This window comes from Vibrio furnissii CIP 102972 (assembly GCF_000176175.1).
Lineage (GTDB): Bacteria > Pseudomonadota > Gammaproteobacteria > Enterobacterales > Vibrionaceae > Vibrio > Vibrio furnissii.
In genome coordinates this window covers 696,789-721,446 of the sequence record NZ_ACZP01000013.1, presented here as the reverse complement: position 1 = coordinate 721,446, position 24,658 = coordinate 696,789, and the positions used below count along the sequence as shown (strand labels likewise).

General features: G+C 51.6%; 19 protein-coding genes. 12 read left to right on the top strand and 7 right to left on the bottom strand.

Annotation, left to right across the window (positions count from 1 at the left end; genetic code table 11):
- Positions 1–35 precede the first annotated feature (35 nt).
- Complete coding sequence (locus VFA_RS07240) at positions 36–1,943, bottom strand: Hsp70 family protein (protein ID WP_115333241.1); 1,908 nt, start codon at positions 1,941–1,943, stop codon at positions 36–38.
- An 11-nt stretch (positions 1,944–1,954) separates the two neighbouring features.
- Positions 1,955–2,587, bottom strand: a complete 633-nt coding sequence (locus VFA_RS07235; RefSeq protein WP_004726060.1) for a DUF2760 domain-containing protein — start codon at positions 2,585–2,587, stop codon at positions 1,955–1,957.
- Between the two features lie 342 nt (positions 2,588–2,929).
- Here VFA_RS07235 and VFA_RS07225 point away from each other — a divergent pair, with 342 nt between their 5' ends.
- Both VFA_RS07225 and VFA_RS07220 read left to right on the top strand, forming a co-directional pair.
- Positions 2,930–4,447, top strand: coding sequence for a sensor domain-containing diguanylate cyclase (locus VFA_RS07225; protein WP_004726059.1), 1,518 nt, complete (start codon positions 2,930–2,932; stop codon positions 4,445–4,447).
- Positions 4,448–4,531: 84 nt separating this feature from the next.
- Complete coding sequence (locus VFA_RS07220; RefSeq protein ID WP_038151184.1) at positions 4,532–5,062, top strand: 3'-5' exonuclease; 531 nt, start codon at positions 4,532–4,534, stop codon at positions 5,060–5,062.
- Between the two features lie 281 nt (positions 5,063–5,343).
- On the opposite strand, the gene VFA_RS07215 is transcribed toward VFA_RS07220, so the two are convergent.
- From VFA_RS07215 to VFA_RS07205, 3 genes are all read right to left on the bottom strand, one after another.
- Positions 5,344–5,790 (bottom strand): tellurite resistance TerB family protein, encoded by a 447-nt coding sequence (locus VFA_RS07215; RefSeq protein WP_004726057.1) that lies wholly within the window; start codon positions 5,788–5,790, stop codon positions 5,344–5,346.
- A gap of 75 nt (positions 5,791–5,865) precedes the next feature.
- The gene (locus tag VFA_RS07210; RefSeq protein ID WP_004726056.1) at positions 5,866–7,794 is read right to left on the bottom strand and encodes an alkaline phosphatase D family protein; all 1,929 of its coding nucleotides are present in this window, start codon (positions 7,792–7,794) and stop codon (positions 5,866–5,868) included.
- Positions 7,795–7,803: 9 nt separating this feature from the next.
- Entirely contained in the window at positions 7,804–8,157 is a 354-nt protein-coding gene (locus tag VFA_RS07205; RefSeq protein WP_004726055.1) for a VC1380 family protein, read from the bottom strand.
- A 122-nt stretch (positions 8,158–8,279) separates the two neighbouring features.
- On the opposite strand from VFA_RS07205, the gene VFA_RS07200 reads away from it, so the two are divergent.
- Entirely contained in the window at positions 8,280–9,590 is a 1,311-nt protein-coding gene (locus VFA_RS07200) for a MipA/OmpV family protein (RefSeq protein ID WP_038151182.1), read from the top strand.
- A gap of 281 nt (positions 9,591–9,871) precedes the next feature.
- Here VFA_RS07200 and VFA_RS07195 read toward each other — a convergent pair whose 3' ends face one another.
- Positions 9,872–10,459: an FMN-dependent NADH-azoreductase gene (locus VFA_RS07195; RefSeq protein WP_004726053.1), complete on the bottom strand. Its 588-nt coding sequence runs from the start codon at positions 10,457–10,459 to the stop codon at positions 9,872–9,874.
- A 184-nt stretch (positions 10,460–10,643) separates the two neighbouring features.
- Between VFA_RS07195 and hrpA the strand changes: the two genes are divergently transcribed.
- From hrpA to VFA_RS07150, 9 genes are all read left to right on the top strand, one after another.
- The gene (hrpA, locus tag VFA_RS07190; RefSeq protein WP_004726052.1) at positions 10,644–14,567 is read left to right on the top strand and encodes an ATP-dependent RNA helicase HrpA; all 3,924 of its coding nucleotides are present in this window, start codon (positions 10,644–10,646) and stop codon (positions 14,565–14,567) included.
- A 132-nt stretch (positions 14,568–14,699) separates the two neighbouring features.
- Positions 14,700–15,176, top strand: a complete 477-nt coding sequence (locus VFA_RS07185) for a porin family protein (RefSeq protein ID WP_004726051.1) — start codon at positions 14,700–14,702, stop codon at positions 15,174–15,176.
- Positions 15,177–15,628: 452 nt separating this feature from the next.
- Complete coding sequence (locus tag VFA_RS07180; protein ID WP_081454194.1) at positions 15,629–17,314, top strand: bifunctional 3-(3-hydroxy-phenyl)propionate/3-hydroxycinnamic acid hydroxylase; 1,686 nt, start codon at positions 15,629–15,631, stop codon at positions 17,312–17,314.
- A gap of 1 nt (position 17,315) precedes the next feature.
- Positions 17,316–18,266 carry a 3-carboxyethylcatechol 2,3-dioxygenase gene (gene mhpB, locus VFA_RS07175; protein ID WP_014205132.1) on the top strand — a complete coding sequence of 317 codons (951 nt, stop codon included), beginning with the start codon at positions 17,316–17,318 and terminating at the stop codon, positions 18,264–18,266.
- Positions 18,267–18,298: 32 nt separating this feature from the next.
- On the top strand, positions 18,299–19,162 hold the full coding sequence (locus tag VFA_RS07170; protein WP_004726048.1) for an alpha/beta fold hydrolase: 864 nt from the start codon (positions 18,299–18,301) through the stop codon (positions 19,160–19,162).
- Positions 19,163–19,172: 10 nt separating this feature from the next.
- Complete coding sequence (gene mhpD, locus VFA_RS07165; RefSeq protein ID WP_004726047.1) at positions 19,173–19,970, top strand: 2-keto-4-pentenoate hydratase; 798 nt, start codon at positions 19,173–19,175, stop codon at positions 19,968–19,970.
- A complete protein-coding gene (locus VFA_RS07160) occupies positions 19,970–20,905 on the top strand; it encodes an acetaldehyde dehydrogenase (acetylating) (protein ID WP_004726046.1) in 936 nt (311 codons plus the stop codon). Before mhpD ends, VFA_RS07160 begins: the two co-directional genes overlap by 1 nt.
- Positions 20,906–20,917: 12 nt before the next feature.
- On the top strand, positions 20,918–21,931 hold the full coding sequence (gene dmpG / locus VFA_RS07155) for a 4-hydroxy-2-oxovalerate aldolase (RefSeq protein ID WP_004726045.1): 1,014 nt from the start codon (positions 20,918–20,920) through the stop codon (positions 21,929–21,931).
- Positions 21,932–22,008: 77 nt separating this feature from the next.
- Positions 22,009–23,364, top strand: a complete 1,356-nt coding sequence (locus VFA_RS07150; RefSeq protein WP_004726044.1) for an MFS transporter — start codon at positions 22,009–22,011, stop codon at positions 23,362–23,364.
- Between the two features lie 92 nt (positions 23,365–23,456).
- Here VFA_RS07150 and hcaD read toward each other — a convergent pair whose 3' ends face one another.
- Complete coding sequence (hcaD, locus tag VFA_RS07145) at positions 23,457–24,656, bottom strand: 3-phenylpropionate/cinnamic acid dioxygenase ferredoxin--NAD(+) reductase subunit (protein ID WP_004726043.1); 1,200 nt, start codon at positions 24,654–24,656, stop codon at positions 23,457–23,459.
- Between the last annotated feature and the right edge of the window lie 2 nt (positions 24,657–24,658).

Genomic DNA, 24,658 nt, shown 5'->3' with positions numbered 1-24,658 from the left:
ATAGAGGAACGGCACCCCGAAAGGTGCCGTTTTACTTAGTGATGGTGTTCTTGAGTCGGCTGCTCTTGATTGCCTTCTCGCACATCGAACTCCACGTGCCATTTTTGGCCGTTATCCGAGGCGATGGCTTCAAGATACAAGGTGCCTAATTCAGTGACGCGTGACGCCAGCGTGACCGGCACCACTTCACCTTCGCGGCGACCTTCGGAAACTGGGAGCGTGACCTGAATTTCTGGCAGCTCTTCTAGCTCGTCTGGTGCCCAGTAATCAAGGTGCGTTCCCGCAACATCATCGCGGCGAACGGTTGATCCAAAGAACTGGAAGTGCACCGGCTGGCCAATGACCAAACCAAATTCTTGGCTAGGAACGTTCACGCTGGAACCTTCTTCCATCCCAAACGGTGCCACACACAAGGCTTCCATTGGCGGTGCCATGCCCGGAATGGCAGGCATCGCGCTCTCGATGCCCACGTAGTACGCTGAGGCAATCCCGCCGCGAATGCGCACGCCTTGACCACGACGAACGGAGCCGTAATAGGCCGCGCCGCTGGCAACCGCGAGATCCAAATCCAAACCGGTCAGGCGTTTTGCCACCGGGCTGTCTGCGCTGGTCAGCCATTGGTTAATGGTACTAAACAGGCGATTCGCCAGCAGATCAGATTTCAGCACGCCACCGTTAAACAAAATCGCAGTTGGCTTGATAAATTCAATACTTGGTGCCGGCATGCCCGGAATGCCAGCCATGTTAAATGGTGCGGCATCCGCCTGACCTTGCGCGTTGGCTTGTTTAGCCAAGAAGGCGGCAATGTGGCGGGTGATGCCTGCATCTTGTGCATAAGGCAGGCCCATTTGTGTCAGGGCGCCGCGCGGTTTTTGAACGGGATGTTCTGTGATGGCCACTTGTGGGAAGAAACCTTCAACCAAGGTTTGCTGCACTTCTTGCTTAGTCAGTTCTGTTTTCAGTGTGGCGCCCAGCAGTTTAGAACCGCGGCTTGGCACCACGATCGGCACGGATTGCAGTTCAGCATCACTGAGCAGCGCTTCTTTGGCATCACGACAGGCGTGCGTCATGGCTTGAACTTGCCAAGGTTGCAGCTCTTTGCCTTCTTGCGCCAGTTTCATCTTCAAACGGTACGCCAGTGCCAAATCCATGTTGTCGCCGCCCAAAAGGATGTGTTCGCCCACCGCAATACGATTGAGTGTAAGGTTGCCGTCGTCTTCAGTGACTTCCACCAGCGATAAGTCGGTGGTGCCGCCGCCGATATCGACGACCAGCACAACATCACCCACGTTGACTTCATTGCGCCATTCGTCGTTGCTGTTGTCGACCCAGCTATACAGCGCCGCTTGCGGCTCTTCGAGCAGCGTTAGGTGGGTAAAGCCTACGTTACGGGCGGCTTCTGCGGTGAGATCGCGCGCAGCCGGGTCAAACGATGCCGGAACGGTAATCGTCACCTCTTGATCCGCCAGCGGGTGCTGCGGATGGGCATGATTCCACGCATCTTTCAAATGGTCCAGATACAATTCCGTCGCGCGCAGGGGTGAAACCTTCGCAACATCTTCCGGGCTGCCTTGTGGCAAGAACGCATCGCGGCGATTGACTCCACCGTGGCACAGCCAAGATTTTGCACTCGCTACCAAACGAATGGGTGTTTTGGCGCCTAAGTTACGTGCAATGGCACCAACCAGCGCTTTAGGTTCGTCCGTCCAAGGCAGGCGACGAGAGCCAGCAGACATTTCATGTTCGTGGGGCTGATACAAAAATGAGCCCAATTGCATGCGGTCTTCAACCGTACCGGGCGCAGTCATTTGTGGAATGGCCATCACTTCAACGCGGGCGTCTTCGGTTTGCGTGTCAACGAATGACAGCACGCAGTGGGTGGTACCTAAGTCGATACCAACGCTGTATTTCGCGGCAGTATCTGAGTGTTCAGTGTGAGACATATTTTGGTCCATTACAGCTCGACCTCAGCAGGGGCGATAATAGAAGCATCGTAGTTTTCAGCCAGTTTTGGCAGCGTCATGGATTCAGCTTTCCAACCTTTGTGGATCAGCGTGCCCGTAAACGGCGCATGGCCCGTCACGTTGCCTGTCAGGCGAACTTCTTGAGGGTTAAACCCTTCGGCGATGGTAATGCGAGATTCTTCGTCTTCGCTGCGAACTGGTGTCAGCGCCACGTACTCTTTCAGCACTTTTTGGCCGCCAGAGTGAATGACACGTGCCGCGGCGCCCACTTCTTCATCGGAGAAACTGGTGACGTCTTCTTTCAGGAAGTCGATCAGGCGAGCTTCTTGTTGGAATAGGGAAAGCAGTTGCATCGCCGAATCGGTAGAAGCAGTGGCCAGTTTCGATTCAACTTCCACCACTTTCTCGATGACTTTTTCTACTTCAACCACTTTTTCCACTTCGACGATTTTCTCGACCGGCTTTTCGACTTCGACGATTTTTTCAACCGGCTTTTCGATAACTTTTTCGATGACTTTTGATTTGCGTGAGACCGCAAGGATCAGCAAAAGGACGCTGGATGCAGCTAAACCGGCATGAAGCATATCGAAGGTCGTTGGAATCATTTGTAAATCGAAGTTCATGATGAAATCTCTGTAGATGTAGGAAGGCAACGAATGGATGTAAAATCCGCTGCACCGAATAGTCAGAATTTAGCAAAAAATAAGGGCGAATATTACCATATTCAAGGGATAAGGCTTGTAGAAATGGCAGATTCTCACTTTGTTATGGGTCTGATAGTCGAACTTTTAAGCAGAAAATACAAATGTAGGAAAAGTCCTACTGATTTAAGGGGTGTAGGGTGTCAGACGGGCGTGATAATTTTTATGTATTTTGAGTCATATCAATTCTTTGTATAAAGGGTGATTGACGTGCCAGATTGTAAAGGGTAAACACACACTATATCCCGACAAGTTTAGATTTTTATGCCGAAACGTTTCAAAAACTTTGTGCCAGTGAGCATTACTTGCATTGCGTTAATGTTCACCATCGCGATTGTTTCTGCCGCGCACATTGTTCAGCAACGCTACACGCGAACCCTGTTTGAAAATTTAGCTGACCGACAGGTTCAGTCGTTGCAGCAGTATCTCAACAGTGATATTCATTTCATTGGTTCCGGAGCGAATTTCTTTCACAGCATCAGCCCGATGAACTGGAGCCGGTTTCGTATCTACGCCAGTGATTTGCTTAAAGGTTCAAACAGCTTGATTGGCCTGCAATGGTTGCAGCGCATCGACGTCAAAAATATCCCCACTTATGAATACAAAATGGCCAGGCGCTATCCCGGTTTTTCGATTTATACCGTGCGGGAGGGCGGCCAAATCGAAAAGGGGTATCAACTCAACGGTCAGCCGATTTTTGCGGTTTCTGACATTGTTCCGCGCACGCCAACCAACATTCAGCTGTTGGGATTTTATTCATCGCGCGACCGTTTTGCCCACGTATTAGACTACTTTTCGAGTTCCACCCATCCCTACGTGTCGGACAAAATCCGTTTGTTGCAAGATGGCCGCGATGATTCCATCAGTAAAGATGGATTGCTGATCTACCACCCGGTGTTTAACCAATATCGTCACCATTTGCTGGGCGTGATGGTCGGCGTGATTCGCCTCTCGGCCTATTTTGATGACATGATGTTGAAAACGGCGGCGGAGCACCAAATGGCGATGCGTGTTGTCGATACGGGGTTTGATTCGGAAGATGATCCGGTGCTGTATCAAAGCGATCGTTGGGACGCCGCGCAAGGGCTGGAAGTGAGCCGCAAAGTGGAATTACCCAATCGTGAATGGTTGGTGGATTTTCGTTTATCGGTACCGTTGACGCAAAACGATCAGTGGGTGCTCATCGGCTTGGGCGCTGGTGGCACCATTATCTCGTTGCTGCTGGGCTTTGTGAGCTACCTGCTGATGCGCGAGAAAGAGACATTGAATCTCAAATTGGAAGAGCGCACTAAAGAGCTGCGCTTTATGGTCGAGCACGACAGCTTGACCGGTATTTTCAACCGCCGTGCATTTAATCGCATTTTGGATGTCTACATGCGTGATGATAAGGTTTTCACGCTGGTCAGTTTTGATATTGATAATTTTAAGTCGATCAACGATCGCTACAGCCATCTTGCGGGCGATCAAATCCTAGTGGCGGTGACCAAAACCATCGAAAAAGTGCTCGAAGGCAATGATATTTTTGTGCGCACCGGCGGGGATGAATTTTCTATACTGTGTCATGTCACCGAACGTGAACCCTTGATGCGCTATTTGGAGAAGATTCGACGCACCGTTGAGCAGAGTCAGTTCGATACAGGTTACCAACTGATTTCGGTCTCGCTTAGTATCGGTGCGGCGGTGAATCATGGCTATTCTGAGCAAGAATTGCTGCAGCGCGCGGATACCATGCTGTACGAAAGTAAAGCAAAAGGACGAAATCAGGTCTCAATTGCTGACTAAAGTACCGATTGGACGTCGAGTTTTGCCAAAGAGTTGGGTAACATAACGCGCTTTGAGTTTTTCGACAGAGGACTGGATTTGGCAATGAACTATAACCGGGTCGTGTGCTTCGATTTGGAAATGTGCTGTTGGAATGAAAACGGAGTGGGCACCATCGGTGAGATCATTGAAGTCGGTCTGGCTGAAATCGATCTGACGGCGGGCGAAATCGTCAAGCGCGCTCAGTATTACGTGAAACCGGAACACGATGAAGTGTCGCTGTTCTGCGTCGAACTGACGGGGATCACACCGCGGAAGATTGAAAAACAGGGTCGCCCATTGGCTGCCGTGATTCAATCGATGGTGAAAAACTTCGGTGGTTCACAAAAGATTTATGCGTCGTGGGGACGCGATGATCAGATCCTGATGAAAGAGTGTCAGGCCAAAGGTATCGACATGCCTTTTAAAGAGTTTATTAACTTGGCGACCTTGTATCGCATTCAGCATCGTCTGAAAGATAAACGGATTGGTCACCGAGCGGCGCAAGAAGCCAAAGGCATCGAGTGGGAAGGTCGTCAGCACTCCGGTTATGTGGATGCTTACAACCTCGCGAAATTGGCGCTGACGATGCTGTAACCGCGTGGTCAAACTGCGGTCATCTCGCCGTCATACTCGGCATGTACGCTTTCCCTCAGCAAATCGGGAAATGATGCTAACAACGTCGCGGCAAACAGTCATAAAAATAACCCATCAAAAAAGCGCAGTGGTCACTGCGCTTTTTCTTTGCCTCAAATTTGTAACCTCAACCGTCTCGTATTTGCATTCAACTGACTTCATTCAGCTGACTTTATTCAGCGGGGCCTGAAACTGAAATTGGGGCTATCTTTTAGCGGGTGGGCGAAGAGAGCCGTGCGGCATTATTTGCCGTTGGTCACCATCAATTTGGCACGAATAAACTGGCTGTGATCCACATACAAGAGTTCAGCGGCTTTACGAATCACCGCATCTTCCAATGGGTCGATTTCACCATCGGCATGCGCCACTTCCCACATGGCTTTGATCAGTTCAAAGCGCGTTTCCTGAGTGAGTTCACGCAGTTGGGAGGTGAAATCATACAGTGACGCCGAACGGCGAATCTGCTCATCCGCGCTGTCGATCAGGGCGTTGGCTTCTTGCGCTTCTAAACCTAACAAGCGTTGCAGTAGCGTCAGCTTGGCCTGCTGCTCTTTGTCATCAATTTGATGATCCGCGCCTGCGACTTCACTGAGCAAGCATGCGATCGCGAGATTCGGGCTCTGCTTCTGTTGACTCAGATCTTGCCCGTCGAGCAATTGTTTAAACAGTGAGGTAATCGCATTGAACATAGTGATGCCTTTTCAAAAAAATCGTTGGTTTAAGTATAGATGGCGACGCGCGAGGTATTTCACAACCCAAACGGACTAATCGGCCCCGTGGGCACGCTGTTGCGTCGGCGCAAATGTAATGCGCCGCCCGTCACTGGTGAGGATCGCCACCGTGCTCGGTTTGCCACTCTTATCTAGTTTGAGTTCGCCAATCGCCGCACAGTTCACTAATCGTTTCAATTTTTCTGAGCTGGGCGCGCGTTTACGGATTTTTAACCGCTTGCGTTTGGTGAGCCAGTTTAAGGGTGAGCCGGGGCTGTAGAGCATGCGGTCCATGGTGTCGCAAAAGGAGAGCAGGGGCTCAGGAAACTGATTTTTGATGCCGCTGCACGTGATCTGAAAAATATTGGGGCTCGACTTTCTTGAGCGCAGTTGAATGTCGTAGGCAAACGAATAGTGCACATCGCCCGACAAAATGACGTAGTTGGATGGCGTTTTGGTATGCGTAAAAATACTCACCAACGTGTTGGCACTGCCGGGATGCGCCATCCAGTTTTCGGCATCAATCACCAAAGGTTTACCCAGCCAAGTCATCATGCGTTGTAACGCTTCGATGAATTTGACCCCAAACATTGGCGCGGCAGACACAATGATCACTTTGTCTTCGTTCATCAACGCGTGCTGAAATTCCATCATCGCTTCCCAATCCATCAAGCCTGACGGTTTGTTCATGCGTGACTCTGAGCGCCAGCGCCGCGTTCGCGTGTCTAGCACCACCATCTTGGGGGAAGTGTCGGTGGTGTAGTGCCATTGTTCAAACGGATATAAATGCGATATCCACGCATCCTGTGTGGCGGCATTGGGCGCGTGGCAATAAGCTTTGGCGAGTTGATGAAACGTATCGTCGAAGCTGTCGGGTTCGTTGCCCCAGCCTTGAAACAGCCAATAGCTGATCAGCGCATTCCCAATGATGCGTTTGGAAAACGCATTGCTATAGGCGGCTTGTTCCCATCCCACCGTGAGGTTCCAATCGTCGGTGACATCGTGATCGTCAAAGATCATGTACGTGGGTAAGTGAGCCAGCAGGCGCTGTACTTGGCTGAGCCCTTGAACAAACACGCGAATGTTTTGCAGCTCGCTTTGCCATTCCGAGAGTTTTTCGGGCGGAATGCGATGGGTTGTGTTGGCCAGTTGCAGCGTATCGCTGTCATCAAAGTGGATGTTTTGCCACAGTGCGGGTGACCACATCAGCAGATACATGGCAAAGAATTCAGCCAATGAAATCAGATGATTGTCATTGTCGGTAGAACTAAATATCGGTGTGGGTTTGCGTGGCAACAGGCGATCAAACATGCGCTGTTCACCAATGGTGTGGGGCAGCAGTTGGTCACGGCCATAAAAACAGTATGCATGCTGAGACAAAGCCTCGCTGTTGGCGACGGGCGATTGCTCAAACGTTTCGCCATAAAGCCCCAAACGTTCAATCACGCTATGAATGGCGAACAGTGTTGGCCCAGCCACATGGTCGGCGTAAATCTGATCGCCGCTCATCATCAATAGATCGGGGCGCTCGGTGGCCGGCAAACGTGCGATGTGTTCATCGGCTGTCACCAACGCATCTTGCGCAACATGGTGTGGATTCCGACATGAGCCATGCAACACGTGATCAGCCTTGCCGGTCAGCCACAACGAGAAACGAGTTTCATCCTTGTAACGCAACTCAGGGTGGCGTTCACTGAGCGCGCCGTATTGCGTCACCAGTTCGTACTGGTAAAGCGTTTCTAAGGGGAAGTCGTGTTTTATGTGAACGAGCGTGACCCAAGCGCGCTCGCCAATGGGGTAACTCTGCGCCTCAGACAAGGGATAACTCAGCAAAGGGGACGCGGCATCGGAGGCAAACAGTTCCAACTGACCTTGCGGCGCTTCGGACGTGGCAAACCAAATCACCAACGCTTTGGCGGAGCTTTTTCTGACGATGGGCCCGGCCAGCAAAAATGGCAGTGAGGTGGTTTGATAGTGCGTCAAAATGGCTCCCTAGTTGTCCTCTTCCAGCGTGCCCAGCATTTCAATGAATTCTGAGCTGGTGCGTTCGTGCGCAACCACTAACAAGGTTAATAATGCCTCAGCTTTGGCTCGCGTTGCGCAATCATCTTGTAAAATCTGCGTCACCTGTTGACGAATCAGGTCGATTTCATGCTCTACAAAACCGCGACCTTCTTCGTCGCCAGCGTCTTCTTCTGGCGCATTGTCGAACTCGAGAAACAGCAGCTTGTCGTCGAGCTGCGCAGCGACCAGTTGTTCAGGCAACCACGCTTCGCCCATCACGACATCGGGGTCGCAATCATCAGGCAATGAATTTAAAAGTGCTTTGAGTTCGGATGCTTTCACAGTTCTGTCAATTAAAGAGGTGTATGTGTGTTATTTTAGCGGCCAATTCGATTGAAAACTAAGAGTTCTTTTGGTTGATTGCTCAATAAATGAGTGATCAATCCGGACCATAAGCAGAAAGTATGAACAAAAACAGGTTTTGGATACGTTTTGGTGGCGCGGCCCTCACTTTATTCACCTCTTGCCAAGTCGCGGCGGAAAGCGAGCAGCAATGGGGAATTGCAGCCGTGTATCGTGTGGCTTCAATCCCGTTTGATACGCCATCGAACGATCAGTCGGTCTCCACATTTGTGCCGATGATGTTTTTTGAAAATGAACATGTGTTTGTTCGCGGGTTGGAAGGCGGCGTGTTTCTGCATCGTTTTGATGATCGTCTTGAACTCAACGCGCTATCGCGCATGCGCTTTATCGATGTGCCAGCCAGTTATCAAAATGCAATGGAAGGCGACACCGCCGACTTTGGTGGTCAGTTGAAGTACCACATTGATGATCGCTGGTCGGTCGATACTGAACTGATGACCGATTCGGAGTTGCGTTTTCACGCCAACTTGCGCCTCAATGGTTATTTTGAAGCTGATGATTGGGAATTCCGCCCGTCACTGACGCTGCGCTACAAAGATGCTGATTTTAACAGTGCCTATTTCGCGTTTGCTGAGTCGTCGAGTGAGAATATTGGCGCTGGCGTTGATGCCAAATTGGGGATCGGAACGCGTTACCACGTGGTGTCGAATTTGTACTTGCTGGGCGAAATCAGTGCGACGCGTCTGGATGACAACGCCTACCACAGCGATGCGGTGAATGAGCGTTATCAAGGCGAAGTGTATTTTGGTTTTGGCTTCTTTAACGACAAATCCAAGCCGCTACGCTCGTCACTCAATAACAAACGGTATCTGCGCATCGCGCACGGCTGGGGCACCACCTCAAACATTGGTGAGATTTTCAGTTTCAACCGCGAAAACGATCCCAATAACAACCAGATGACATCAGTGTTCTACGGCCATCCATTAACGGATGAGTTGTTTGGATTGCCGCTGGACATTTACTTTACGCCGGGTTTGGTGCACCACTGGCACTCGGATGTGCAAACCAGCAGCACGGAATATGTTGCCGCCATCAAAGCGTATTACACCTTTGATTGGCCGACACAGTGGCGTTTTGGTGTGGCGGAAGGGATGTCGTACATTGACCACATCACCTACATCGAAAAGACAGAAATGGATCGCAAGGGCTACACCGCCAGTCACCTGCTCAACTACCTCGACTTCTCGTTTGATGTCAACATGGGTGACCTGTTCAATCAACCGACGTGGAAGCAAGTGTGGTTGGGGTATTCGCTACATCACCGCTCGGCAATTTTCGAGAAATCGTCACAATATGGACGCATTAAAGGCGGCAGCAACTACAACACCGTCTATGTGCAGTTTACTTTCTAGCGCAGCGCCACCTTCGGGTGGCGTTTTTTGTGCTATGATATGCACTTTGAGCCGATTGAATATCAACGCAATGCGCTGCTTTCGGCGGCCAGACTGGCGAGTATTTCGTCTTCAGGTCGGGTGCATGAAACGACGACGCGCGGTTGGAGCCGCCAACGCAAGATAAAAAAAAGCAGCTCTTTTAAGGAGCTGCAAAGGCTTAGGACTTTTATTTAGGACAAATAGGAGAAGTCATTCCGTTCGCTTCCCCGGTTCAAAAGGGCGCTTCGCACCCTTAAGAATTACAGCGCAATGGCTTCTAGTTGCGATTTCGCAGACTCGATGCCTTTTGCGGCAGGCTCTTCACCCATGTTCAGCGCTTCAGCGTAAACAAATTCAACATCTGTGATGCCCACGAAACCCAGAATGGTTTTGAGGTAAGGCGCCACGTTATCTGTTGCAGCATCTTTGTGGATACCACCACGCGTGGTGATCACCACTGCTTTTTTCCCTTCGATCAGGCCTTTTACGCCCGCTTCAGTGTATTTGAAGGTGACGCCCGCACGTGCAATCAAATCGAACCAGTTTTTCAACTGCGTTGGAATGGTGAAGTTGTACATAGGTGCTGCGATAACCAGCGTATCTGCTGCTTTGATTTCAGCAATCAGGGTGTCAGACAGTGCGACAACTTTTTGTTGATCTTCAGAAAGATCTTCAGTGGCACGCAGTGCAGTCGCGACAGAAAAGTCCAGAACTGGCAGGGGATCAGCCGCCAAATCGCGCACGTTCAGTTCGTCTTGGTTGAACTTAGTCAGATAGGCATCAAGCAGTTTGCTTGATTGAGAATAGTCACCCAGGATGCTTGATTTAAGAGCGAGTACACGAGACATATAATGTTCCTTTACTGTGGTTATCACGTCGATGGGGTCATATTAGTGAGAGCCAGCGCACAAGATAAGTAGGCAGATTTGCTGAACTCATTCAAAAAAATCGAACAAGTGCAAATTCCTCCGCAGCGTCAAGACTGTGATACAATCCGCGCAGTTTTGTTGATTAAAAAGAATAGGAAATGCTTTGACTCAGTCACAGCCCCAAAAAGAAAAGTCAGCGGTTGCGAAAGCAAACAGCGCGGAATCGCTGAAGAAGGCACTGAAACAGTGTCTGATTAAAGACCGTTTTCGTTTTAACAAGCGAATCAGTGGCGCTAGCAAAATCAAAAATGAACAAGCGCGCCATGCTGTGTTTGACGAAATCGCCCTTGAGATTGCGCAGTCCATGATGACCGTGGAGCAGCGCATGGCTCAGAAAATCAAAATCGACTATCCCGATCTGCTGCCCGTTAGCCAAAAGCGTGACGACATCGCCAGAGCGATTCAAGCGCACCAAGTGGTGATTGTGGCGGGGGAAACGGGGTCGGGTAAAACCACGCAGCTCCCTAAAATTTGTGCCGAGCTTGGGCGCGGTAAGTTTGGCCTGATTGGTCATACTCAGCCCCGTCGTCTGGCGGCTCGGTCGGTCGCCAACCGCATTGCGGATGAGATGGAAACTGAACTCGGCGGTTTTGTCGGTTATAAGGTGCGTTTTAACGACCAAATTTCAGATCAAACTCAAATCAAACTGATGACCGACGGTATTTTGCTGGCGGAGATTCAACACGACCGTTATCTCAATCAATACGACACCATCATTATCGATGAAGCGCACGAGCGCAGCCTCAACATCGATTTCATTTTGGGTTATCTGAAAGAGCTGTTGCCGCGTCGTCCGGATCTGAAAATTATCATCACCTCTGCGACCATCGACCCTGAGCGCTTTTCAAATCATTTTAATGGCGCGCCGATCATTGAAGTGTCGGGCCGGACTTACCCCGTGGAAACGCGTTATCGCCCGCTGGCAGGTGAAGATGAGAGTGATCACGACCAGCTTGAAGGCATCTTCGAGGCGGTGGATGAACTGTGTGATGAAGGATTGGGCGACATTCTGATCTTCATGAACGGTGAACGTGAAATTCGTGACACGGCGGACGCGCTGGCTAAGCGCAAGTTGCGTGACACGGAAATTGTGCCGCTGTACGCCCGTTTGTCGGCCGGAGAGCAGAATAAGATTTTCCAACCCCACGCGGGCCGACGCATTGTTCTGGCCACCAACGTGGCGGAAACGTCGCTGACCGTGCCGGGCATTAAATACGTGATTGACCCGGGTACGGCGCGGATTAGCCGTTACAGCTACCGCACCAAGGTGCAACGTCTGCCGATTGAACCGATTTCACAAGCAAGTGCTAACCAGCGTAAAGGTCGCTGTGGCCGTGTGGAAGAGGGGATCTGTATTCGTTTGTACTCTGAGGACGATTTCCTCTCGCGCCCAGAGTTTACCGATCCTGAAATTCTGCGCACCAACTTGGCCTCGGTTATTTTGCAAATGACCGCGTTGGGTTTAGGTGACATTGAAGCGTTCCCGTTTGTGGAAGCTCCGGACAAACGCAACATTCAAGATGGTGTGCGCTTGCTGGAAGAGTTGGGTGCCATTAATGCCGATGCCAGCGATCCGAAGAAACGCTTAACCGAAGTGGGTCGCAAGTTGGCTCGTTTGCCGATTGACCCACGTTTGGCGCGAATGGTGTTGGAAGCGCCGCGTTATGGCTGTTTAAAAGAAGTGATGGTGATTGCCGCAGGGTTGTCGATTCAGGATCCGCGTGAACGTCCGAGCGACAAACAACAATCGTCGGATGACAAACATCGCCGTTTCTTCGATGAAGAGTCCGATTTCCTCACATTGGTGAATGTGTGGAATTACGTCAAAGAGCAGCAAAAAGCACTGAGCAGCAACCAATTCCGCCGCCAGTGTAAACAAGATTACCTCAACTACCTGCGCATTCGTGAGTGGCAAGATGTGTATTTCCAATTGCATCAGTCGATGCGAGAAATGGAATACAAGCTGAACGATGAACCGGGCAGTTACCAAGCCGTACATAGCGCGATTTTGGTTGGTCTGCTGTCGCATATCGGGGCGAAGGATCAGGAGAAAAACGACTATCACGGCGCTCGCAATGCGCGCTTTAACATCTTCCCTGCGTCTGGTTTGTTTAAGAAACAGCCGAAGTGGGTGATGGCCGCAGAACTGGTAGAAACCTCGAAGTTGTGGGCGCGCATGGTAGCGAAGATTCAACCGGAATGGATTGAACCGCTTGCCAAACACCTAATCAAACGCAGTTACAGTGAGCCGCATTGGTCGAAAAAACGTGCGGCGGTGATGGCGTACGAAAAAGTAATGCTGTACGGCGTGCCAATTGTGCCGAAGCGTTTGGTGAACTACGGCAACATTGATGCGACGCTCAGCCGCGAGATCTTCATTCGCAGCGCGCTGGTGGAAGGGGAATGGGAAACCAAACACGCATTCTTCAAACAAAACCGCGCACTGTTGCAAGAAGTGGAAGAGCTGGAACACAAATCTCGTCGCCGCGATATTCTGGTGGACGACGACGAGCTATTCCACTTCTACGATCAACGTGTCGGCACCGACGTAGTTTCAGGCCGTCATTTTGACAGCTGGTGGAAAGGGGCAAGCAAAGCCAATCCAGAACTGCTGAACTTTGAAAAAGAGATGCTGTTTAAGGGCGATGCCAGCCACATCACGGATTTAGATTACCCGAACTTTTGGTATCAAAATGGCATTAAGCTCAAGCTGAGTTATCAGTTTGAACCGGGGGATGATAGTGACGGTGTCACGGTTCATCTGCCGCTGCCGATTCTCAACCAGATTGAGCCGCAAGGTTTTGATTGGCAGATCCCCGGTCTGCGCCATGAGCTGGTGGTCAGCCTGATCAAATCGTTGCCCAAAACGCTGCGCAAAAACTTTGTTCCAGCGCCGAACTATGCCGATGCCTTCCTTGCTCGAGTGAAGCCAATGGAAGCGCCGCTGTTGGATGCACTGGAAAAAGAGCTGCGCCGCATGACAGGCGTGGAAGTGCTGCGTGATGATTGGAAATGGGAACAAGTACCAGATCATTTGAAAGTGACGTTCCGTGCGGTGGATCATCGCAACCGCAAGCTGAACGAAAACAAAGATCTGCACGCGCTGAAAGAGAGCCTGAAAGAGAAAGTTCAGGAAACGTTGTCAAAAGTGGCCGATGACGACATCGAACAGAAAGATTTGCACACATGGTCATTTGGCGAACTGCCGCGCGTTTACCAGCAAAAACGGGGTGGCTTTGAAGTTAAAGCGTTTCCGGCGTTGGTGGATAACAAAGACAGTGTGGAAATCAAACTGTTTGAGACTGAGCAAGAGCAAAACAATGCGATGCGTGAAGGTCAGCGCCGCTTAATTCTGCTCAATGTACCGTCGCCTATTAAGTACTTACACAGCAATTTGCCGAACAAGTCGAAACTAGGATTGTATTTCAACCCGTACGGCAAAGTGATGGATCTGATTGATGACTGCATTGCGTGTGGCATCGATAAGCTGATTGAGCAGCATGGCGGTATGGCGTGGGAACCGGAAGCGTTTGAAGCGCTAAAAGAGTTCGTGCGCGCAGAATTGGGAGATACTGTGGTGGATATTGCCAAGCAAGTGGAAACCATCCTCACGACCGCCTATAACATTAACAAACGCTTAAAAGGGAAAATCGACTTCACCATGGCGTTTGCGCTCTCCGACATCAAAGCGCAAATCGAAGGGCTTATCTTTAAAGGATTCGCCACGGAGTGTGGTTGGAAACGTCTGCCGGACATTCTGCGTTACATGAAGGCCATTGAACGCCGCATGGAAAAACTGCCGATTGACCCGAATAAAGACCGTTTACACATGTTGAAGATTGAATCGGTCGCGAAAGATTATCAAGAGCTGCTGAACAAGATTCCGAAAGGCATGGTTGTACCGGAGAATGTGAAAGAGATCCGCTGGATGCTGGAAGAGTTGCGCGTCAGCTTTTTCGCGCAGCAGTTGGGCACACCGTATCCGGTATCCGATAAGCGCGTGAAGAACGCGATTGATGCCTGTTAACCACTGACCCGGGTTTTTGACACCAACCCGGGTACAGGAATTGCATAGCTTATCAATATCACTATAATTTGGCGCAACATGGCAATGAATGGCCGCAGGGAGCATTGCCTCATAACGATGAGAAGGTTAAACATGAAAAAGACTTTACTGGCACTGGCTTTGATCGGTGTATCTTCAACAGCGCTGGCTGATTCTTGGATCTACGGTGGTGCCTCGATTGGTCAAGCGGACTACAAAGGTGACACCAGCACGTCTTACACAGTTCACGCAGGGACTGGCATTCTGCCATTCATCGGTGTGGAAGCGGGTTACACCGATTTTGGTGATTTCAGCGACAATGGTACAGACATCTCTGCATCCACCGTTTACTTTGCGTTGAAACCAAGCATCGATTTTGGCCCACTGCATGTGTATGCACGCGGCGGTCTGCATTCATGGAAAACAGAAGTGAATGGCAACAAAGATGACGACATCGATATCATGTACGGTATCGGCGCAGAATACTTCATCATGGGTCCATTCTCTGTGGGCGCAAGCTACCACAAATACGATCTGGATAAAGACAGCATCGACACGTTCAGCCTGAACGCAACGTTCCACTTCCTCTAAGTCGACGTTAAACCGCCATTGAAAAACCAGCCGAACGGCTGGTTTTTTGTTTTTTTACTCTTAAACACACGGTCTGTGACCGTGGGTTTTTACGCCTCATTTTGCAACTTTCTACTCACATCCTTCGAAATTTCGCGATTTTATCGGCCTGAATTGTTCGATCTAAGTCTCACTTCTCTCGCTAAAACGTATTTCCTCAATAGCGTTGGTGTCGTGCCATTTTGTAATAAACATCAATTAAAACAACCAAGTGCACTATGTGCACATTTGAGTCGTTTCTGATTGAGGAAAACTTAGCCCTTCATATACTCGCTAGTAACAAAATAAAAACATCTATAACAAGTTTAAAAATAAATATTCACATTAATTGTGTGGTTATTAAAAACTTTCCCTTGTGGCAACACCGAATACTTTGCACACAAGGGTGTCCCTACGTGAACGAACTTGGAGTAATGAAAGTGACTGTATCCATTACTAAAACGACGGACGCTCGTACGAACATAGACACTGATGTCATGATCGTGGGCGCTGGTCCGGTCGGTTTGATGATTGCTAACTATCTGGGTGGGCAAGGCGTCAACGTCACGGTTGTTGAAAAACTGCCGACCCTGATCGATTACCCCCGTGCGATTGGCCTTGACGATGAAAGCCTGCGCGCTTTCCAAGCGATTGATCTCGCCAATGAGGTCTTGCCGTATACCACACCCCTACATGCCATGCGTTTCCTGACTCCGAAAGGTCGCTGTTTTGCCGATATTCAGCCCATGACCGACGAGTTTGGTTGGCCGCGTCGTAACGCGTTTATCCAGCCGATGGCGGACAAAGCCCTGTATGACGGCCTCGACCGTTTTTCGAATGTGCAAGTGCTGTTCTCACGCGAAATGACGGAATTTGGTCAGGACTCAGAAAAAGTATGGGCAACCCTCACCAATGAGCAGGGCGAAACTGAGCAGATCACGGCACGTTACATGGTGGCGTGTGATGGCGGGAACAGTTTGGTTCGCCGCTCGCTCAACATCTCATTTGATGGCGAAACTGCGCCAAACCAATGGATCGTGATGGACCTGAAAAATGATCCATTGGGCACCCCAAACATCTACATGTGCTGCGATGCAGAACGTCCTTACGTGTCGGCTGCACTACCACAAGGCATTCGCCGTTTTGAATTTATGGTGATGCCGGGTGAAACCGAAGAAGAGCTGAGCAAACCAGAGAACATGGAGCGCCTGCTGCGCAAAGTGTTGCCTTCTACGGAGAACGTCGAGTTCATTCGCCAGCGCGTTTACACACACAACGCACGTCTGGCGGGCAAGTTCCGCGAACATCGCATCCTGCTTGCCGGTGATGCCGCGCACATCATGCCGGTTTGGCAAGGTCAAGGCTATAACTCGGGCATGCGTGATGCCAACAACTTGGCATGGAAACTGGCGTTGGTTGTGCAAGGCTTGGCGGATCCGCAACTGCTGGACACGTACCAACAAGAGCGTCGTGACCACGCAAAAGCGATGATTGATTTGTCAGTGACTGCTGGTCATGTGCTCGCGCCACCTAAAAAATGGCAAGCGACGCTGCGCGATGGCGTGTCTTGGCTGCTGAATTACTTGCCACCAATCAAACGTTATTTCCTTGAAATGCGTTTCAAACCGATGCCGAAATATGACCACGGTGTGGTGGTGGAAGCCACGCCTGCGCTGAAATCGTCGCCGGTTGGCAAATTGTTCATTCAACCGTCGGTGCGCGTGGGTGACGACATCGTCAAATTGGATGATGTGATTGGTCAACGTTTTGCCATCGTGAGTTGGGGCACAGACCCAATGCAAGGCCTCAGCGAGAGCGAAATCAAGCATTGGCAACATCTCGGCACGCAGTTTATTCAGGTGGTTCCTTCGGTGCAATTGAAAGGCGATCTGAAATGCCACCCGGATGTAGTGTGCATTGGTGACGAGACGGGCGCGCTGAAAGAGTGGTTTGGCCGTTATCCTGCATCGGTTGCGTTGCTTCGACCAGACCGTTTCGTCGCAGGCATTGCGATTCCGCAAACCTTGCAGAACTTGTGTCAGCAGGTCCGTCATAAGTTGTTCGCACTTACCGTCTTGGAGCCGGTGTCTTCGACCTCGTCTAGCAAAAAGGTAGCGTGATATGGCCTCAGTATATATGCATTGTCTGTCACATAGCCCCTTGGTGGGCTATGTCGACCCAGAACAGAGTGTCTTGGATGAAGTGAACGGCGTGATTCAACAAGCGCGCCAGCGAATCGAAGCGTTTGATCCGGAGTTGATCATTTTATTCTCTCCCGACCATTACAACGGCTTCTTCTACGACATCATGCCTTCATTTTGTATCGGCATGGCGGCGCATGCCATCGGTGATTTCGGAACGCTGGCCGGGCCACTCAATGTGCCAAAAGCGCTTGCCGAAGAGTGCGCCACCTATGTGCTTTCGAAAGGTGTAGACGCTGCGGTGTCTTACACCATGCAAGTAGACCACGGCTTTGCGCAGCCGCTGGAGTTTCTGATTGGCGACTTAGACAGCATTCCCGTCATTCCTGTGTTTGTGAATGGCGTTGCCAAGCCGCTGCCCAGTTTTCAACGGGCGCGTCTGCTGGGTGAAGCCATCGGCGAATTTGCCGCCAACCTCAACAAACGCGTGTTGATCCTCGCATCCGGCGGTTTGTCGCATCAGCCGCCAGTGCCTGAATTGGCGACGGCCAACGAGCACATGGCGGATCGCTTAAAAGGCAGTGGCCGTGAGCTGCCAGACAACGAACGTCATGCGCGTACTCAACGCGTGGTCGATGCCGCGGTGGATTTCGTTCAAGACCAAACCACGCTGCATCCACTCAATCCTGAATGGGATCAGTCTTTCATGACCGATCTAGCCAATGGCGACATTCAGAAACTCGATGCCATGAATAACCAAGATCTGTCTGACATTGCGGGCAAATCGACCCACGAAGTGAAAACTTGGGTGGCAGCTTTTGCCGCCATGTCAGCCTTTGGACCTTATCAAACAGAAGGGCGCTATTACCGGGAAATTCCCGAATGGATCGCCGGTTTCGGCTCGATCAGCGCAACCGCTGCCAAGCATTAAAACCATAAAGCTTTATAACAAGGAGTAACGGAATGTCTAATTACATCCATAGTGAGCAAGAGACGAGTCAATTCGTTCATATTCAAGAAGGCGAATTGGATCTGAACCTGCATTACAACGATTGTGGTGAAGGTGATGAAGTCGTTGTCATGCTGCACGGCTCTGGCCCGGGTGCGACGGGCTGGGCAAACTTTAACCGCAATATCGAGCCGCTGGTTGAGGCCGGCTATCGCGTGATTCTGCTTGATTGTCCTGGATGGGGTAAAAGTGACTCTATTGTTTCGACTGTTTCGCGCTCAGATCTCAACGCCACAGCGCTGAAAGGTGCGCTTGATGCGCTGGATATCGAACGCGTGCATCTGCTGGGTAACTCCATGGGCGGCCACACGTCGGTTGCATTCACGCTGCGTTACCCTGAGCGCGTGGGCAAACTGGTGCTGATGGGCGGCGGCACGGGCGGTGCAAGCCTGTTTACGCCAATGCCGGCTGAAGGCATCAAGCGTTTGAACCAACTCTACCGTCAACCCAACATCGACAACTTGAAAGCGATGATGGACATCTTCGTCTACGACACCAGCGATTTAACGGAAGAGTTGTTCCAAACACGCCTGAACAACATTCTTGCGCGCCAAGATCACCTCGATAACTTCGTGAAGAGTTTGGAAGCCAATCCAAAACAGTTCCCTGATTTCTCGCCGCGTTTGGGCGAAATCAAAGCTGACACCTTGATCGTCTGGGGACGCCAAGACCGCTTTGTGCCATTTGATACCAGCCTGCGTTTGATGGCCGGTATTCCTCAAGCTCAGCTGCATGTGTTTAACCAATGTGGTCACTGGGCGCAGTGGGAACATGCTGAAACGTTCAACCGTTTGGTTGTGGACTTCCTAAAGCACTGAGGAATTGAAGATGTCAGAAATCGTAGAACAATTGGCGGAGCAGCTTCGTCACGCGGAAGCCAGCGGCAAAGCCATCAAACCATTGCGTGAAATCATCGGTAACGATAACCCGCAAGAAGCCTACGCCATTCAGCGCCTCAATGTCGCTGTGGGGGTCGCCAATGGCCGCCGTATTGTTGGTCGTAAAATCGGCCTGACCAACCCGAAAGTGCAAGCGCAGCTGGGCGTGGATCAACCGGATTTCGGAACCCTGTTTGCCGACATGTGTTACGGCGATAACGAAGTGGTGCCGTTTGATGCCGTGATGCAGCCAAAAATTGAAGCGGAAATCGCGCTGATCCTCAACAAAGACCTTCCCAATACTGACACCACAATTGCAGACGTGATGGACGCCATCGGTTGGGTTGTGCCTTCATTAGAAATCGTTGGAAGCCGCATTGCTGATTGGAACATTCAGTTCGCCGATACCGTCGCCGACAACGCCTCCAGCGGCCTGTTTGTATTGGGTGGCCCCGCCTTACGTGCGGACGGCGTCGATTTTCGTGGCGCCAAGATGACGATGACGCGCAACAACGAAGTGGTCTCGTCTGGTGATGGCGCAGAATGCTTGGGGAACCCCCTCAATGCCGCAGTTTGGCTGGCTCGCATCATGAGTCAGTTTGGTGAACCTTTGCGCGCTGGCGACGTTGTGCTGACGGGCGCGCTTGGCCCCATGGCCGTGGTTCAACCGGGCGATGTATTTGAAGCCGAAATCTCAGGCGTGGGCCGCGTGGCTGTGTCCTTTGATTTAGGTAAGGAGAGCGAATAATGAACAAGCTGAATGTAGCGATCATTGGTTCCGGTAACATCGGGACGGATCTGATGATCAAAGTCCTTCGAAATAGCCAATACCTGAACATGAGCGTCATGGTCGGGATTGACCCAGAATCCGATGGCCTGGCACGCGCACGCCGTATGGGCGTAGCAACCACACACGAAGGTGTGGACGGTCTGATTGCGATGGCTGAATTTGAGCACATCGACATTGTATTTGATGCAACATCTGCGAACGCGCACATCAAAAATGATGCAGCGCTTCGCCATGTGAAGCCCGGCATCAAACTCATCGACCTGACGCCAGCCGCCATCGGCCCCTATTGTGTCCCTGTGGTGAACCTAGAGCAGAACCTCGCGCAGAACAACGTCAACATGGTGACGTGTGGTGGGCAGGCGACGATTCCGGTCGTTGCGGCGGTTTCGCAAGTGGCCACTGTCCATTATGCCGAGATCATTGCGTCGATCAGCAGTAAATCAGCAGGCCCAGGCACACGCGCCAACATTGATGAGTTTACCGAAACCACATCGCAAGCGATTGAAACGGTCGGTGGGGCGAAAAAAGGGAAAGCGATCATCATTCTTAACCCAGCAGAGCCACCGCTCATGATGCGCGATACCGTACATGTGCTGTGTGATTCAAACGATCAAGCCAAGGTGAGAGCCTCAATTGAAGAGATGGTGAGCGCGGTACAAAGCTACGTGCCGGGTTATCGCATGAAGCAAGACGTGCAGTTTGAAGTGATCGAGAAAGATGCGCCGCTCACGTTGCCAGGCTACGGCAAATTCAGCGGCCTGAAAGTGTCGGTATTTATTGAAGTTGAAGGCGCAGCTCATTACCTGCCAGCGTACGCGGGCAACCTCGATATTATGACTTGTGCTGCCATGGCGACGGCTGAGCGTATGGCTCAATCGCGACTCAATCAATAAGGAGCGTCACTCATGAATGGACAAAAACTTTATATCTCAGACGTGACATTGCGCGATGGTATGCACGCTGTGCGTCACCAATATTCGATTGAACAAGTCAAGCAGATCGCTCGCGCGCTGGATAACGCCAAAGTCGATTCCATCGAAGTTGCTCACGGTGATGGCCTGCAAGGGTCAAGCTTCAACTATGGGTTCGGTGCGCACACCGATTTAGCGTGGATCGCGGCGGTGGCCGAAGAGCTGAATCATGCCAAAGTGGCGACGCTTTTGTTGCCGGGGATCGGCAGCGTGCATGATTTGGAAAACGCGTATCAAGCGGGCGCACGCATCGTTCGTGTGGCCACGCATTGTACTGAAGCGGATGTGTCGAAACAGCACATTGAACACGCGCGTCATCTGGGCATGGATACCGTGGGCTTTTTGATGATGAGCCACATGACCACGCCACAAAATCTCGCGCTGGAAGCGAAGAAGATGGAGAGCTACGGCGCGACCTGTATCTACGTGGTGGATTCTGGCGGTGCCATGACCATGAACGATATTCGCGACCGTTTCCGCGCGCTGAAAGACGTGCTGAATCCTGAAACACAAACGGGGATTCACGCGCACCACAACCTGAGCTTGGGCGTGGCAAACAGCATCGTGGCGGTAGAAGAAGGGTGTAACCGCATTGACGCCAGCCTTTCCGGCATGGGCGCGGGTGCGGGTAACGCGCCGTTAGAAGTCTTCATCGCGGCGGCAGACAAACTGGGCTGGAACCACGGCACCGATTTGTATGCGCTGATGGATGCAGCCGACGAAATCGTTCGTCCACTGCAAGATCGCCCGGTTCGTGTGGACCGAGAAACATTGGCGCTGGGTTATGCCGGGGTTTACTCCAGCTTCCTTCGCCATGCAGAACGCGCAGCAGAACGCTACAACCTGAAAGCCGTGGATATCTTGGTGGAACTGGGTAAACGCGACATGGTTGGCGGTCAGGAAGACATGATCGTCGACGTGGCACTCGACCTGCTGCAGCGCCGATAAACTGGAACTCATTAAATAATAATAAAAAGACCGGCATTCTTTCGAGAAGCCGGTCATTCCGATATGGAGTGAGGAATATGTCTAATCCAATACGTGAAGCTGAACAGAAGCAAAAAAAGCGCGAGAGTCGCCGCGCCGTGATTTCCAGTTATCTGGGATCGACGGTCGAATATTATGACTTTCTTCTCTATGGCAGTGCGGCGAGCCTTGTGTTTCCTGCGCTGTTTTTTAGCGATCTGGACCCGGGGCTTGGGATCATCCTGTCGTTTCTGACCCTGGCGACCGGTTACATCGCCCGTCCCATCGGCGGTTTGTTGTTTGGTCACTTTGGTGACAAATATGGCCGTAAGCAGATTTTGTTCGTCACCTTGATGGTGATGGGCTTGGTGTCGATTCTGATCGGCATGTTGCCAACCTATGAAAGCATCGGCATTGCGGCGCCGATTGCCTTGCTGGTGCTGCGTGTGTTGCAGGGCTTGGCCGTTGGCGGTGAATGGGCGGGTGCCACCTTGATGGCGATGGAACATTCGAGCAAAAAATCGAAAGGACTTGGCGCCAGTATTGCGGTGTCCGGCGGACCTTCTGGCGCGGTATTGGCCACCTTGGTGCTGGGCGCATTCTCCCTCATGCCGGAAGAAGCGTTTATGGATTGGGGCTGGCGGGTGCCATTTTTGCTTTCGGCGCTGTTGGTGATCATCGGTTTGTACATGCGTCATCGCGTCACCGAATCTCCTGATTTCGAAGCGGCCAAAGCCAAGCAGGAGCAAGAAGAGGCGCATACAGGCGTGCCGCTGGTGGAACTGTTTCGTACCTCGTCCAAAGAGATTGGCTTGGGCACGTTGTCGGGGATCGCACCGCTGTTCATTCAATCGCTGTTGGCGACATTTGCACTGACGTACGCGGTGTCGATTGGCCACAGCCGCAGTGACGCCTTATTGATGCTGACTATCGCCAATACGTTGCACATTTTTACCATTCCATTGATGGCGGCCGTGTCAGATCGATATGGACGTCGCCCGGTGATGTTGACGGGCACGGTGGTGGGCATGATTCTGATTTGGCCAATGTTTAGCTTAATCAGTCACGGTAGCCCATGGATGATGTTGCTCGGCTTTATTATCGGAAACCCCATTATTCAGGCGGTGATGTATGGCCCGATGGGCGCGTTTATCAGTGAAAAGTTCACCACACGAACCCGATACACCGGTTTGTCATTGACCTACCAGCTTACCTCATTAATTGGCGCGGGCTTTACGCCCATTATCGCGCAAGCGTTGTTGAATCAGGCAGGAGGCGGCACCAACACCCAGTACATCGCTGCGCTGTTCTGTGTGCTGTGTGCTGTCACGGCATTTGGGGTCTATAAATCGAAAGAGACGGCTCTGGTGAAGGCGGAAGAAAAAGCCAACACGGCGCCGGTGATGGGTAAATAATTAGCCACATATCAAACGGTTGATGATGTACTTACAATGAAAGCCAGTCTTCGGACTGGCTTTTGTGTTATTTCCGCGCGAGGTCTCCCGAGTTACTTCAACAACGATTTTAATGCCACGCTGGTATCGGTGAGTTGCGCCGCATCGAGCGCTTTGCCACTGTCGATTAATTTGCGCAGCACACGCACTTCGCGGCCTTGGTTGAGGGTGATTGCCCCGCTTAGTTGATCGCCGTTCAAACTCAACCAGATCCGTTGATTTGCGTCGCCACGACAGAGCCAATGGTCACTGCGTGTGTTGCCGATAAATTGCAGGTTAAGATCGTATTGATCGGTCCAAAACCACGGCGCGCCATGCACCGGCGGCGCTTGATTGAGCATCGCTGCGGTGGCGATGTCCGCCTGCCGATTGGCGTTCTCCCAGGTTTCCAATCGAACCAAACTGCCATCTGGGTGGCGTTGCAAGCACACATCACCCGCCGCAAAAATATCCGGGTGCGATGTTCGGCACAATGCATCAATGATAATGCCATTGTGCGTGGCCAACCCGGCTGCTTGTGCCAGTTGATCGTTGGGTTCAATACCGATGCCATAAACGACGTGATCGCCGTGAATTTGCTCGCCCTGTTGGAGGGTGAGGGTCACGCCATCGTCGGCGCTCGCGCATTCAATTTGGCTATTGAAATGGAACGTGACGCCGCGTTGGCGATGGTAATCGAGCAAATACGATTGAATCGGGGGCGGCGTATTTCGCCCCATCAACACGGGCGCCGCTTCGATCACCGTGACTTCACAGCCGCATTGACGCGCGGTGGCGGCCACTTCCAGCCCGATCGTGCCTGCGCCAACCACGATCAAATGTTGCCCACTGCGCAGTTGCGTCCGCAACTGGTGCGCATCGCCTGCATGACGCAGCGTGGTGGCGCGAGCGCCTAAGGCATCCAACAGCGGTAGTTTTCGCGCTCGTGCGCCGGTGGCGATCAGCAGTTTATCAAACGCAATAACGCTACCATCGTGGCGTTCAAGTTGCCGCGTGTCGGGTTTCAATGCGACGATCTGGCTGTTGAATTGCACCTCGACGCGTTGCTCCTGCCACCATGATGGGGGCAAGATGGGTTGCAGCGCCGGATGCTCATCAAGCAGCATCGCTTTCGACAGCGGCGGGCGTTCGTAGGGGAAATCGGCTTCATCACACAGCAGGGTGATCTGCCCCGTAAATCCTTTTTGGCGCAGCAGGGCAGCTGCGGTCGCTCCCGCCTGACCGCCGCCTAAAATCACAAATCGGTTGTCCATCT

Bases quoted from the DNA above. Each gene is read 5' to 3' on its own strand.
- VFA_RS07160 (WP_004726046.1), top strand. From the start codon at position 19,970: ATGAACAAGCTGAATGTAGCGATCATTGGTTCCGGTAACATCGGGACG.
- VFA_RS07220 (WP_038151184.1), top strand. From the start codon at position 4,532: ATGAACTATAACCGGGTCGTGTGCTTCGATTTGGAAATGTGCTGTTGG.
- VFA_RS07170 (WP_004726048.1), top strand. From the start codon at position 18,299: ATGTCTAATTACATCCATAGTGAGCAAGAGACGAGTCAATTCGTTCAT.
- mhpD (WP_004726047.1), top strand. From the start codon at position 19,173: ATGTCAGAAATCGTAGAACAATTGGCGGAGCAGCTTCGTCACGCGGAA.
- VFA_RS07200 (WP_038151182.1), top strand. From the start codon at position 8,280: ATGAACAAAAACAGGTTTTGGATACGTTTTGGTGGCGCGGCCCTCACT.
- VFA_RS07240 (WP_115333241.1), bottom strand. From the start codon at position 1,943: ATGTCTCACACTGAACACTCAGATACTGCCGCGAAATACAGCGTTGGT.
- VFA_RS07195 (WP_004726053.1), bottom strand. From the start codon at position 10,459: ATGTCTCGTGTACTCGCTCTTAAATCAAGCATCCTGGGTGACTATTCT.
- VFA_RS07225 (WP_004726059.1), top strand. From the start codon at position 2,930: ATGCCGAAACGTTTCAAAAACTTTGTGCCAGTGAGCATTACTTGCATT.
- VFA_RS07235 (WP_004726060.1), bottom strand. From the start codon at position 2,587: ATGAACTTCGATTTACAAATGATTCCAACGACCTTCGATATGCTTCAT.
- VFA_RS07150 (WP_004726044.1), top strand. From the start codon at position 22,009: ATGTCTAATCCAATACGTGAAGCTGAACAGAAGCAAAAAAAGCGCGAG.
- hcaD (WP_004726043.1), bottom strand. From the start codon at position 24,656: ATGGACAACCGATTTGTGATTTTAGGCGGCGGTCAGGCGGGAGCGACC.
- VFA_RS07215 (WP_004726057.1), bottom strand. From the start codon at position 5,790: ATGTTCAATGCGATTACCTCACTGTTTAAACAATTGCTCGACGGGCAA.
- VFA_RS07180 (WP_081454194.1), top strand. From the start codon at position 15,629: ATGAAAGTGACTGTATCCATTACTAAAACGACGGACGCTCGTACGAAC.
- dmpG (WP_004726045.1), top strand. From the start codon at position 20,918: ATGAATGGACAAAAACTTTATATCTCAGACGTGACATTGCGCGATGGT.
- VFA_RS07185 (WP_004726051.1), top strand. From the start codon at position 14,700: ATGAAAAAGACTTTACTGGCACTGGCTTTGATCGGTGTATCTTCAACA.
- mhpB (WP_014205132.1), top strand. From the start codon at position 17,316: ATGGCCTCAGTATATATGCATTGTCTGTCACATAGCCCCTTGGTGGGC.